This is a genomic window from Cellulomonas sp. HD19AZ1 (assembly GCF_004535805.1).
GTDB classification, from domain to species: domain Bacteria; phylum Actinomycetota; class Actinomycetes; order Actinomycetales; family Cellulomonadaceae; genus Cellulomonas; species Cellulomonas iranensis.
The window spans coordinates 22468-34359 of record NZ_SPHX01000001.1; the positions used below are offsets into that span (position 1 = coordinate 22468).

Sequence of the window (11892 nt, forward strand, 5' to 3'; positions counted from 1 at the left end):
GAGGACATGGCCAAGAAGGACGGCGTCATCGAGATCGAGGGCAGCGTTGTCGAAGCGCTGCCCAACGCGATGTTCCGTGTGGAGCTCGCGAACGGCCACAAGGTGCTCGCCCACATCTCGGGCAAGATGCGCCAGCACTACATCCGGATCCTCCCCGAGGACCGGGTGGTCGTCGAGCTCAGCCCGTACGACCTGTCCCGCGGGCGCATCGTCTACCGCTACAAGTAACCACCCCCATCGACACGCCGTCTCCCCGGGCCTCGGCCCGGTGCACGGCGGCGGAGGAACGAGCGATGAAGGTCAAGCCGAGCGTCAAGAAGATCTGCGACAAGTGCAAGGTGATCCGCCGGCACGGTCGCGTCCAGGTGATCTGCGAGAACCTGCGCCACAAGCAGCGCCAGGGCTGAGCAGCCACCTGCACCACCGCCCCTGACCGGGGCAGCAAGCGCACCGCCGCTCCGTGAGGACGACCCCCGGGTCGTGACCACGGCGAACCCCCAGCTCGGAGGCTGGGGCCCGCGAGAAGACGCGGGGGGACGGTGCGGCAGACCTCCGAACGCAGTACAGGAGCCACCAGGCACATGGCACGTCTCATCGGCGTCGACCTTCCCCGCGACAAGCGGGTCGAGGTCGCCCTCACCTACATCTTCGGGGTCGGGCGCACGCGCGCGCACCAGGCCCTCGCCGCCACCGGCATCAGCCCCGACGTCCGGGTCAAGGACCTCGGCGACACCGAGCTCGTCGCGCTCCGCGACTTCCTCGAGGGCAGCTTCAAGCTCGAGGGCGACCTGCGCCGCGAGATCGCGGCCGACATCCGCCGCAAGGTCGAGATCGGCTCCTACGAGGGTCTGCGTCACCGCCGCGGCCTCCCGGTGCGCGGTCAGCGCACCAAGACCAACGCGCGTACCCGCAAGGGCCCCAAGCGCACCGTCGCCGGCAAGAAGAAGGCCGGGCGCAAGTGACGTCGCGGGCCGGTCGCGCCCGTCGCTGACCGCCCGCCCGTCGGCCCACCGAACCGCAGACCCCGAGAGAAGAAGACATGCCTCCCAAGTCCCGCACCGCCGTGCGCAAGCCGCGCCGCAAGGAGAAGAAGAACGTCTCCCACGGCCAGGCGCACATCAAGAGCACGTTCAACAACACCATCGTGTCCATCACCGACCCGTCGGGCGCCGTGATCGCCTGGGCGTCGTCGGGCCAGGTGGGCTTCAAGGGCTCGCGCAAGTCGACGCCGTTCGCCGCGCAGCTCGCCGCCGAGGCCGCCGCGCGTCGTGCCCAGGAGCACGGCATGCGCAAGGTCGACGTCTTCGTCAAGGGCCCGGGCTCGGGTCGCGAGACCGCGATCCGCTCGCTCACCGCCGCCGGCCTCGAGGTCGGCTCGATCCAGGACGTGACGCCGCAGGCCCACAACGGCTGCCGTCCGCCGAAGCGTCGCCGCGTCTGACACGCCGCAGGCCGGGACCGTGCGTCCGCGCACCGGTCCCGGCCCTCGCGCGTCCGCCGCGTCCGGCGTCCCGCACGGGACGCCGAGCGGCGGTACGTCGGACCCGACCGCACCTTCGCCCGGACATGCGGACCGAGGCACGTCCAGGCACGTAGTACCTGCGAAAGCGTCATATGGCGGACGCTCGCGGAGAGGAATCCCACCGTGCTGATCGCACAGCGCCCCACCCTGACCGAAGAGGTCATCTCGGAGCACCGCTCGCGGTTCTCCATCGAGCCTCTCGAGCCCGGCTTCGGCTACACGCTCGGCAACTCCCTGCGCCGGACGCTGCTGTCGTCCATCCCGGGGGCCGCCGTCACCTCCATCCGGATCGACGGCGTGCTGCACGAGTTCTCGACGGTCCCGGGCGTCAAGGAGGACGTCACCGAGATCATCCTCAACATCAAGAACCTCGTCGTCTCCTCGGAGAACGACGAGCCGGTCGTGATGTACCTGCGCAAGCAGGGTGCGGGTGACGTCACCGGTGCGGACATCGTCCCGCCCGCGGGTGTCGAGGTCCACAACCCCGAGCTGCACCTGGCGACGCTCAACGAGAAGGGCAAGCTCGAGATCGAGCTGACCGTCGAGCGCGGCCGCGGCTACGTCTCGGCGAACCAGAACAAGTCGTTCGACGCCGAGATCGGCCGGATCCCGGTCGACTCGATCTACTCGCCCGTCCTCAAGGTGACCTACAAGGTCGAGGCGACGCGTGTCGAGCAGCGCACGGACTTCGACAAGCTCATCGTCGACGTCGAGACCAAGCCGGCGATCAGCCCGCGCGACGCCCTGGCGTCGGCCGGCAAGACGCTCGTCGAGCTGTTCGGCCTGGCGCGCGAGCTCAACGTCGAGGCTGAGGGCATCGAGATCGGCCCGTCGCCGACGGACGCCGCGCTCGCCGCCGACCTCGCGCTGCCGATCGAGGACCTGCAGCTGACGATCCGGTCGTACAACTGCCTCAAGCGCGAGGGCATCCACACGGTGGGCGAGCTCGTGGCGCGGTCCGAGGCGGACCTGCTGGACATCCGCAACTTCGGTGCGAAGTCGATCACCGAGGTCAAGGAGAAGCTGGCCGAGCTGGGCCTCACGCTCAAGGACAGCCCGCTGGACTTCGACCCCACGGCCGCCGGCGCCTACTACGGGGACGACGAGACCGACTTCGTCGAGGACGAGCAGTACTGACGCAGCCGTTGCCCGCAGCCAGGCGCTGACGCGCCGGCTGCGGGGCGTCGCCCTCACTGAGAACTCAAGGAGTAGAGACCATGCCCACGCCCACCAAGGGTCCCCGGCTCGGTGGTAGCCCGGCGCACGAGCGGCTGATCCTCGCGAACCTCGCGACGCAGCTGTTCGAGCACAAGCGGATCACGACGACCGAGACGAAGGCCAAGCGCCTGCGCCCGCTGGCCGAGCGTCTCATCACGTTCGCCAAGCGCGGCGACCTGCACGCGCGCCGTCGCGTGCTCACCGTCGTCAAGGACAAGGGCGTCGTGCACGCCCTGTTCACGGAGATCGCGCCCGCCGTCGCCGACCGTCAGGGCGGCTACACGCGCATCACCAAGATCGGTCCGCGCAAGGGCGACAACGCCCCCATGGCCGTCATCGAGCTCGTGCTCGAGCCGCTGTCGCCCAAGCAGGCCGTCGTCAAGGAGGCCACGAAGGCCACCGCGAAGGCCGCGCCCAAGGCGGAGAAGCCCGTCGAGGACGCCCCCGTCGAGGACGCCCCGGTCGAGGACGCGCCCGTCGAGGACGCCCCGGTCGAGGACGCGAAGGCCGACGACAAGGCCTGAGCCGCGTCGCACCCGCAGGGCCCGGACACCGCACGGTGTCCGGGCCCTGCGTCGTCCCGGGGCGAGGCGTCGTCGCCGCTGGACCGGCGGGCGTCCGGGCGCGGCACCCGTCGAGAGGCGAACGCCTGCCGGGGAGGGCTAGCGTCGTGCGCATGGACGAGCGGCAGGTGCCCGTGGTGCTGGTGCACGGGCTGCGGGCGTCGCGCACCATGTGGCGCGCGCAGGTGGAGGCGCTCACCGCCACCGGGCGCACGGCCCTCGCGGTCGACCTGCCCGGGCACGGGCACCGCCTCGACGAGACGTTCACGCTCGACGGCGCGGTCGACGCGGTCGCGGCCGGCGTCGAGGCGGTGGGAGGACGCGCCGTCGTCGTCGGCCTGTCGCTCGGCGGGTACACCGCGATCGCGCACGCCGCGAGGCACCCGCAGCAGGTCGCGGGGCTCGTCGCGGCGGCGTGCTGCACCGTGCCGCGCGCCGCGGTGGTCCGCGCCTGGGGGCTGGCCGCGGACGGGTTCTTCGCCCGGCTGCCCGACCGCGGCGCGGCGATCAACCAGGCGCTGGTCGACCGCGTGCTGCCGCCGCAGGCCGCCGCCGACGTCGCGGCGGGTGGGTTCGCCCTCGACGTCGTGGGCGACACGATGCGGGCCATGCGGGACGCGACGCCGCTGGCGGACCTCGCGCGCGTCGCCGCTCCCGTGTGGCTCGTCAACGGGCGCTGGGACCACTTCCGTGGTGACGAGCGACGGTTCCTGGCGGCGTGCCGCGACGGCCACCTCGTCGTGGTGCCGCACGCGACGCACCTCGTGAGCCTCGTGCAGCCCGTCCGCTTCACGCGCGTGCTGCTCGACGTCCTCGACGACGTGGACGCGCGCGAGGCGTCAGCCGTGCGGTTCGGCGAGCCCCCAGGCACGCACGCCACCGACGATGCCCGCCTGGTTCGGCACGACGACCACGTCGTCGCCGAGCCTGTCGAGCGTGGACGCCGTGATGCGTCGTGAGTTGCCGCCGCCCAGGTAGAGGCGGTCCCAGCGGAACACGGGCCGGAACCCGTCGACGACCTTGCGGACCCGGCGCGACCACAGCGCGTCGCCGAGTCGGGCGCGCTCGTGCTCGCCCACGTACGCGTCGTACGTCGTGCCCCAGCGCACGGGGGCGTGCGACAGCTCGAGGTGCGGCGCGATCCGGCCGCCGTCGAACAACGCCGACCCCAGGCCCGTGCCGAGCGTGAGGACCAGCTCGAGCCCCGTGCCCGAGACGACGCCCGCGCCGTGCACCTCGGCGTCGTTGAGCACGAGCGTGGGAAGCCCCAGGCGCTCGGCGAGCAGGGCCCGGACGTCGCAGCCCTGCCACGCCGCGAGCAGCTCGGGCACGACGGCGGTCCGCGGCCCGGAGCGGGTCACGTAGTGCGGGGTCGCGACGACGACGCCGTGCCGGATCATCCCGGGCACGCCGACCGTCGCGCGCTGCGCCGGCGGCAGCCCGGCCGCGATCCCCGCGATCGTCTCGGCGAGGCGCTCCGGGGGCAGCGGGTAGGGCGTGGGAACGCGCACCGGGGGTGCGTGCAGCGTGCCGGCGGCGTCGAGCACCGACGCCTTGATGCCGCTGCCACCGCAGTCCACGGCCAGCGTGTAGGGCTCGACGGGCACGTCACCACGGTAGCCCCACCGCTACCGTGGGCCCGTGACCAGCACGCCCGCCGACCTCGTCCGCCTGCGCCTGGACCTCGCGTACGACGGCACGGACTACGCCGGGTGGGCGCGGCAGCCGGGGCTGCGGACCGTGCAGGGCGTGCTCGAGGACGGGCTCGCGACGGTCCTGCGGGCGGGGCCCCGCGGGGAGGCGCCGCCGCGCGTGACGGTCGCGGGCCGCACCGACGCGGGCGTGCACGCGCGCGGTCAGGTCGCGCACGTCGACGTCGTCGCGGGGGCGCTGGCCGCGGCGCGCGGACGCTCGGACCGCGCGGACGTCGAGGCGCTGACCGCGCGCCTGGCCGGCGTGCTGCCGTCGGACCTCGTGGTGCGGTCGGTGACGCGCGCGCCGGACGGCTTCGACGCGCGCTTCTCGGCGCTGCGACGGCGCTACGCCTACCGCGTGTGCGACGAGCCCGCGGTACGCGACCCGCTGCGCCGCGCCGCGGTGCTGTGGCACCGGCGCCCGCTCGACGTCGACGCCATGGACGCCGCGGCGCGCACGCTCGTGGGGCGGCACGACTTCGCGGCCTACTGCAAGCCCCGGCCCGACGCGACGACGATCCGCACGCTCGAGGAGTTCGCCTGGGCACGGCCCGCGGACGGCGCCGACGCGGGCCTCGTCGTCGCGCACGTGCAGGCCGACGCGTTCTGCCACTCCATGGTCCGGGCGCTGGTCGGCGCGAGCCTCGCCGTGGGGGAGGGGCGGCGGCCCGTCACGTGGCCGCGCGACCTGCTCGACGCGCGCCGCCGCGAGGGCGGTGCGACCGTCGTCGCGGCGCACGGGCTCACGCTCGAGGAGGTCGGCTACCCGCCGGACGCCGAGCTCGCGGAGCGCGCCGAGCGCACCCGGGCCCGCCGGGGTGCGCACGAGGTCGACGGTCGGCGCGACGGCGTGACGGACGACGGCCCGCCGGCGCGCGGCTGCTGCGACTGACGGGCCCGGCGTGCGCTCCTCACCGCCCGCTCAGTACCGCGCGCCCTCGTCGTCGGTCGTGAGGTCGTCGTCGTCATCGGTCGGTGCGGCGCCGACGTAGTCCTCCTCGACCAGGTGGACGGCGGCCTCCTCGGCCGACGCCGCGCCGCCCGAGACGCCCGCGTCGATCGCGAACTCGTCGGTGCCGCCGGCCTCCACGGCGTCGTCGTCCTCGACCAGGCGGCCCGCGCGCAGCTCGTCGCGGTGCGGCGGCGGCGGTGCGTCGTCGGACTCCCAGACCTCGGGCTCCTCCTGCGCGACGCGCTGGTCGAGCGTCTCGCCGCGCGACTCCTCCCAGGCGGTCTCGCCGAACCGCGTCGACTGCGGCCGGGGACGCTCGGGAGGGGTGACGCCCTCGTCGAGCGGGTCGTCGACGCCGCGCTCGACGAGCGTGTCCTCGCCGGGCAGCTGGTCGCTGTCGCCCTCCGAGCCGAGTGCGGGGTCGGTGCTGGTGGCTGGGGTGTCCTCGCTCATGGCACGAGCCAAGCACCGCGGGTCGCGGGCCGCCACAGCAGGGCAGGGACGCGGGGGAGAGGGGGCGTGCCCGGCCGGCCGCGGGTCGCGGCGCCGCCTCCGGACGGTGCGGGGCCTAGTCGCCGCGCAGGGCGTCGTCCACGTGCGCGTACGGCCGCAGCACGAGGTCCATGCTGGTGAGCTCGAGGACCGCGCGGACCTGCTCGCCGGCCCCGGCGATCCGCAGGTCTCCCTGCGCGACGCGGGTCGCACGCAGCCCGCCGACGAGCACGCCGAGCCCCGAGGAGTCCATGAACGGCACGCCCGCCAGGTCCACCACGACGAGCGGGTGCCCCGCGTCGACGGCGCGGTCCACGGCGGCGCGCACGTCGCCGGCGCCGAGCATGGTCAGGCGTCCCACGAGCCGCAGCACGGCCGTCCTGCCGTCCCGCAGCTCGAGGTCGAGGTCGAGACCCATCACCGTTCTCCTTCCGTGCGCCCGGCGGCCCGGTACCCGCGGTACCGCAGCGCCTGGACGACGACGCCCAGGACGACGAGGTCGTAGCCGACCCACGCGACGTTGACGAGCGTGCCGCTCCACGCGGACAGGCCCAGCGCCGCGCGGGCCAGCCCGACGGGCACCGCGGCGACCAGCACGACCATCGCCACGAGCTGCGGCAGCACGCGCCGCCACGCGACGGTGCTCGACCGCCCGTCCTTGCGCGTCACCGCGAACTCCAGCGGCCGGCCCCACCACACGTTCGCGGCGGCGGTCACGCAGGCGCGGATCCACACCGGGAAGAGCGCGAGCGCGTACTGCTGGCCGCGCCAGGTGGTCAGGCCGCGCGCCACGACGAGGAACAGCAGCTGGCTCGCGACGAGGAACGGCACGAACCGGGCGAAGAAGTCGACGCTCCACGCGGTGACCGGCATGACCCCGAAGAGCAGGAAGAGGACGGGCGCCACGAGGTAGACCACGGCGGCGAAACCCGACAGGTAGCTCCACATCGTCGCGGAGTACATGAGGCGCTGGCCCACGGTGAGGCCCGGCACGCGCCACGGGTTGCGCCGCAGCATCGTCTGGACGGTGCCCTGGGCCCAGCGCAGCCGCTGCGTCAGCATCGTCGGGAGGTCCTCGGGGGCGAGGCCGTGCGCGAGGGTCTCGTGGTGGTAGACCGTGCGCCACCCCAGGGCGTGCAGCGCCATGGCGGTCGCCATGTCCTCGGTGACGGACACCGTCGCGACGGGCTGCACCGCCTGCGCCTCGTCGTGCCGGTCGACGTCGACGGCGCGCAGCAGGTCGCGGACCGCCTCGAGGGCGCCGAGGGGGGACCAGTCGCGAGCGGCGAGCCGGGTCAGCGCGGACTGGTCGAGCGTGAGCGTGCCGTGCGCGTCGTGCAGCTCGGCGATCTGCTCGAGGTCCGCCCGCATCCGGGCGACGTCCGCGTCGACGAGCGTGCCGGAGGCCGCGTCGACGGCGCGCTGGAACTCGTAGGTGACGGGCCCCAGGGGATCACCGCCGTCCAGGCGCCGCTGCGCTCGGGCCGCCGCGGCGCGCACCGTCGTGAGGGCGTCGGCGACCGTCGGGTCGGCGGCCTCGCGCGCGGCACGCGCGAGCACGGCGCGCGCGGTGCGCAGCGCCCGGCGCACCGCCGCCCGGGACGCGTCGACGTACCCCACGAGCCCGAGCTGCATGAGCGCGTCGCGACGCAGCACGGCGTTCGAGCCGCAGAAGAACGCCGCGTTCCAGCCGTCCTTGCCCTGCATGATGGGGCCGTAGAAGAGCGGCGCCTGGCTCCCCAGCGGGTCGGCGACCGGCACGTTGTCGAAGACCTGGGGCGTCTGGACGATCGCGACGCGCGGGTCGTCGAAGTACCCGACCGTGCGGTCGAGGATCGCGGGGTCGGGCACCTGGTCCGCGTCGAGCACGAGCACGAGCTCGCCCTCGGTCACCAGGAGCGCGTTGTTGAGGTTGCCGGCCTTGGCGTGCCGCGGGCGCCCCTCCCAGTCCGGCGAGCGCACGACGTAGCCGACGCCGGCGGCCAGCGCGGCGTCCCGCAGCGCGGGCCGTGCACCGTCGTCGAGGACCCACGTGGTGTGCGGGTGGCGGATCCGCTGCGCGGCGAGCGCCGTGCGCATGACGAGGTCGACGGGCTCGTCGTAGGTGGTGACGAGCACGTCGACGGTCGTACCGGGTGCGGGTGGCGGCGGTGCGGGCCGCTCGCGGGCGCGCCACATCGTGAGGCCGAACAGCGTCACGTCGATCAGGGAGTACGTCTCGGCGACCACGAGCGGGACCGCGATCCACCACGCCGCGAGGTTGAGCGACGACGACCAGCGCCAGGCGACGTACGTCCAGCCGAGGACGAGCGTCAGCACGACCAGCACCCGGACGACGACCCGACGTGGCACGGCGACGCACCCCCTGGAGGCGACGGTAGCGCGTGGCCACGCGGCGCGCCGGACCGGGGGGGCCGGGCGGAATCTCGTCGCGGACGGCCCCGCGGCCGGGCGACACTGGTCGCATGGGTCATGTGGACGTCGGCGGTGTCGGTTACACGCTCCCGGACGGCAGGCCCCTGCTGTCGGACGTGACGTTCCGCGTCGGCGACGGCGCGCGGGTGGCCCTGGTGGGCCCCAACGGCGTCGGCAAGTCGACGCTGCTGCGCGTCGTCACGGGCGACCTGGTGCCGCACGAGGGGTCGGTGCAGCGCAGCGGCGGCCTGGGCGTCATGCGCCAGGACGTCGGGCGCATCGACGACGACCGCAGCGTGCGCGACCTGCTGGCGGACCTCGCGGCACCGGCGGTGCGTGCGGCCGCGGCCGAGCTGACGGCGGCCGAGCTCGCGATGATGGAGGTCGACGACGAGCCGACGCAGCTGCGTTACGCGCAGGCGCTCGCGGACTGGGCGGACGTCGGCGGCTACGAGGCCGAGGCCGGCTGGGACCGCGTGACCGACGCCGTGCTGTCGGTGCCGTTCGAGCGTGCGCAGCACCGGTACGTGCGGACGTTGTCGGGCGGTGAGCAGAAGCGGCTCGTGCTCGAGGCGCTGCTGCGCGGGCCCGACGAGGTGCTGCTGCTCGACGAGCCCGACAACGCGCTCGACGTCCCGACCAAGCGCTGGCTCGAGGAGCGTCTGGTCGGGTGCGGCAAGACCGTGCTGTTCGTGAGCCACGACCGCGAGCTGCTGGCCCGCGTCGCGACGCACGTCGCGACGCTCGAGCCGACGGCCGTGGGGGCGCGCGTGTGGGTGCACGGCGGCGGGTTCGCGTCGTACGCGCAGGCGCGCGCCGACCGGCAGGCGCGGCTCGAGGAGCTGCTGCGCCGCTGGGAGGAGGAGCACGCGAAGCTGAAGGAGCTCGTGCTCACGCTCAAGACGAAGGCCGCCTTCAACGACGGGCTCGCGTCGCGCTACCAGGCTGCGCAGACGCGCCTGCGGAAGTTCGAGGAGGCGGGGCCGCCGGAGGTGGTCGCACGCGAGCAGCACGTGCGCGTGCGGCTGACGGGCGGGCGCACCGCCAAGCGCGCGGTCGTCGCGACGGGGCTCGAGCTGACGGGGCTCATGCGGCCGTTCGACCTCGAGGTCTGGTACGGCGAGCGCGTCGCGGTGCTCGGGTCGAACGGCTCGGGCAAGTCCCACTTCCTGCGGCTGCTGGCGGCGGGCGGCTCGGACCCCGAGCACGCGCCGGCCGGCGACGTCCCGGTCGCGCCGGTGGCGCACACCGGGTCGGTCGTGCTGGGCGCGCGCGTCCGCCCGGGGTGGTTCGCGCAGAACCACGCGCACCCCGAGCTCGTGGGACGCACGCTGCTGGAGATCCTGCACCGCGGCGACGGGCACCGGGCGGGCCTCGGCCGGGAGGCCGCGAGCCGGGCGCTCGACCGGTACGAGCTCGTGGAGGCCGCCGAGCAGCCCTACGAGACGCTGTCTGGCGGGCAGCAGGCGCGTCTGCAGATCCTGCTGCTCGAGCTGGGGGGCGCGACGCTGCTGCTGCTCGACGAGCCGACCGACAACCTCGACCTGCACTCGGCCGAGGCGCTCGAGGCCGGCCTCGCGGCGTTCGACGGCACCGTGCTGGCGGTCACGCACGACCGCTGGTTCACGCGCACGTTCGACCGGTTCCTCGTGTTCTCGGCGGACGGCACGGTCGTCGAGACGCCCGAGCCGGTGTGGGACGCCGGCCGCGTCGAGCGCGTGCGCTGACCCGGGCTCGCGGGGCCCGTCCCGCGCCGCGGTGAGGCGTTGCTCACGGGTTTTGCCGTCGGTGCGGCGTGCCGGTAGTCTGTTGTGTCGTTGTGCGTCCCCTGTCGCGCACCGGTGGCTTCTCACCACCGGGTGCCGATGGCCGTCCTGGTGCGATCCCACTCGCCGGGCGGGATGCTCCGGCAGCCATCCTCGGCCGGTCGCCCCGTGCGGCCTGCCAACGACACGCATCACGAGACAGAGGCACACCGTGCGCACGTACACCCCGAAGCCCGGCGACGTCGAGCGGAACTGGTACGTCATCGACGCGACCGACGTCGTGCTCGGCCGTCTGGCCAGCCACGTGGCCACGCTCCTGCGCGGCAAGCACAAGGCGACCTTCGCCCCCCACGTCGACGGCGGCGACTTCGTCATCGTCATCAACGCGGAGAAGATCGCGCTCACCGGCAACAAGCGTGAGACCAAGCTCGCCTACCGTCACTCGGGCTACCCGGGCGGTCTGCGGGCGACCCGCTACGTCGACCTGCTCGAGAAGCACCCCGAGCGTGCGATCGAGAAGGCCGTCCGCGGCATGCTGCCCCACACGACCCTCGGTCGTCAGCAGCTGAGCAAGCTCAAGGTCTACGCCGGCCCCGAGCACCCGCACGCGGCCCAGCAGCCGAAGACGTTCGAGCTGACCCAGGTGGCGCAGTAAGCCTCCGGCTGCTGCGGCAGAGAAACCAGAACGCGAGGATCCCGTGGCTCAGACCACCGTCGAGACCGAGTACGAGGGCGACGACACGCCCACCAGCTACACCTCCGAGACCGCTGCCCCCGTGGGTCGTGGCCAGTCCCTGACGGCACCGGGCCAGGCGCTCGGCCGCCGCAAGGAGGCCGTCGCCCGCGTCCGTCTGGTGCCCGGCACCGGCCAGTGGAAGATCAACGGCCGCACCCTCGAGGACTACTTCCCGAACAAGGTGCACCAGCAGCTCGTCAACTCGCCGCTGAAGACCGTGGACGTCGAGGGTCGCTTCGACGTCATCGCGCGCATCACCGGCGGTGGCGTCTCCGGCCAGGCCGGCGCGCTGCGCCTGGGCATCGCCCGTGCGCTCAACGCGATCGACGCCGAGAACAACCGCCCGGCCCTCAAGAAGGCCGGCTTCCTCACGCGTGACGCGCGTGTGGTCGAGCGCAAGAAGGCGGGTCTCAAGAAGGCCCGCAAGGCGCCGCAGTACTCGAAGCGCTGATCCAGCGCCTCGGCCCGATGGCCCCGGCTGGTCGACAGACCGCCGGGGCCATCGGCATGTCAAGGCAGGTCGCCGCCGTCACC

At 73.9% G+C, this 11892-nt stretch carries 15 protein-coding genes; 11 read left to right on the forward strand and 4 right to left on the reverse strand.

What is annotated here, in order from left to right:
• The first annotated feature begins 6 nt into the window (after positions 1–6).
• The 7 genes from infA to E4A51_RS00190 all read left to right on the forward strand — a co-directional run bounded on the left by infA (position 7) and on the right by E4A51_RS00190 (position 4262).
• A complete protein-coding gene (gene infA / locus E4A51_RS00160; RefSeq protein WP_012867920.1) occupies positions 7–228 on the forward strand; it encodes a translation initiation factor IF-1 in 222 nt (73 codons plus the stop codon).
• A 65-nt stretch (positions 229–293) separates the two neighbouring features.
• The gene (rpmJ, locus tag E4A51_RS00165; protein ID WP_013117849.1) at positions 294–407 is read left to right on the forward strand and encodes a 50S ribosomal protein L36; all 114 of its coding nucleotides are present in this window, start codon (positions 294–296) and stop codon (positions 405–407) included.
• 174 nt (positions 408–581) lie between these two features.
• On the forward strand, positions 582–962 hold the full coding sequence (gene rpsM / locus E4A51_RS00170) for a 30S ribosomal protein S13 (protein WP_046528974.1): 381 nt from the start codon (positions 582–584) through the stop codon (positions 960–962).
• Between the two features lie 77 nt (positions 963–1039).
• On the forward strand, positions 1040–1441 hold the full coding sequence (gene rpsK, locus E4A51_RS00175; RefSeq protein ID WP_046528973.1) for a 30S ribosomal protein S11: 402 nt from the start codon (positions 1040–1042) through the stop codon (positions 1439–1441).
• 204 nt (positions 1442–1645) lie between these two features.
• Positions 1646–2659: a DNA-directed RNA polymerase subunit alpha gene (locus E4A51_RS00180; protein ID WP_046528972.1), complete on the forward strand. Its 1014-nt coding sequence runs from the start codon at positions 1646–1648 to the stop codon at positions 2657–2659.
• Positions 2660–2739: 80 nt separating this feature from the next.
• Entirely contained in the window at positions 2740–3264 is a 525-nt protein-coding gene (gene rplQ, locus E4A51_RS00185) for a 50S ribosomal protein L17 (RefSeq protein WP_070319395.1), read from the forward strand.
• A gap of 152 nt (positions 3265–3416) precedes the next feature.
• The gene (locus E4A51_RS00190; RefSeq protein WP_082739936.1) at positions 3417–4262 is read left to right on the forward strand and encodes an alpha/beta fold hydrolase; all 846 of its coding nucleotides are present in this window, start codon (positions 3417–3419) and stop codon (positions 4260–4262) included.
• On the opposite strand, the gene E4A51_RS00195 is transcribed toward E4A51_RS00190, so the two are convergent.
• On the reverse strand, positions 4143–4910 hold the full coding sequence (locus tag E4A51_RS00195) for an ROK family protein (RefSeq protein WP_046528970.1): 768 nt from the start codon (positions 4908–4910) through the stop codon (positions 4143–4145). The genes E4A51_RS00190 and E4A51_RS00195 overlap by 120 nt on opposite strands.
• A gap of 34 nt (positions 4911–4944) precedes the next feature.
• Here E4A51_RS00195 and truA point away from each other — a divergent pair, with 34 nt between their 5' ends.
• Positions 4945–5889: a tRNA pseudouridine(38-40) synthase TruA gene (truA, locus tag E4A51_RS00200; protein ID WP_070319394.1), complete on the forward strand. Its 945-nt coding sequence runs from the start codon at positions 4945–4947 to the stop codon at positions 5887–5889.
• A 30-nt stretch (positions 5890–5919) separates the two neighbouring features.
• On the opposite strand, the gene E4A51_RS00205 is transcribed toward truA, so the two are convergent.
• The 3 genes from E4A51_RS00205 to E4A51_RS00215 all read right to left on the reverse strand — a co-directional run bounded on the left by E4A51_RS00205 (position 5920) and on the right by E4A51_RS00215 (position 8793).
• The gene (locus E4A51_RS00205) at positions 5920–6402 is read right to left on the reverse strand and encodes a DUF5709 domain-containing protein (protein WP_046528968.1); all 483 of its coding nucleotides are present in this window, start codon (positions 6400–6402) and stop codon (positions 5920–5922) included.
• Positions 6403–6517: 115 nt separating this feature from the next.
• Entirely contained in the window at positions 6518–6859 is a 342-nt protein-coding gene (locus E4A51_RS00210) for an STAS domain-containing protein (protein ID WP_070319393.1), read from the reverse strand.
• On the reverse strand, positions 6859–8793 hold the full coding sequence (locus E4A51_RS00215; protein WP_070319392.1) for a glycosyltransferase family 2 protein: 1935 nt from the start codon (positions 8791–8793) through the stop codon (positions 6859–6861). Before E4A51_RS00215 ends, E4A51_RS00210 begins: the two co-directional genes overlap by 1 nt.
• A gap of 113 nt (positions 8794–8906) precedes the next feature.
• On the opposite strand from E4A51_RS00215, the gene E4A51_RS00220 reads away from it, so the two are divergent.
• The 3 genes from E4A51_RS00220 to rpsI all read left to right on the forward strand — a co-directional run bounded on the left by E4A51_RS00220 (position 8907) and on the right by rpsI (position 11809).
• Positions 8907–10583, forward strand: coding sequence for an ABC-F family ATP-binding cassette domain-containing protein (locus E4A51_RS00220; protein ID WP_070319391.1), 1677 nt, complete (start codon positions 8907–8909; stop codon positions 10581–10583).
• A 250-nt stretch (positions 10584–10833) separates the two neighbouring features.
• On the forward strand, positions 10834–11277 hold the full coding sequence (gene rplM / locus E4A51_RS00225) for a 50S ribosomal protein L13 (protein ID WP_046528964.1): 444 nt from the start codon (positions 10834–10836) through the stop codon (positions 11275–11277).
• 43 nt (positions 11278–11320) lie between these two features.
• Positions 11321–11809 carry a 30S ribosomal protein S9 gene (gene rpsI / locus E4A51_RS00230; RefSeq protein WP_046528963.1) on the forward strand — a complete coding sequence of 163 codons (489 nt, stop codon included), beginning with the start codon at positions 11321–11323 and terminating at the stop codon, positions 11807–11809.
• Positions 11810–11892: the final 83 nt, after the last annotated feature.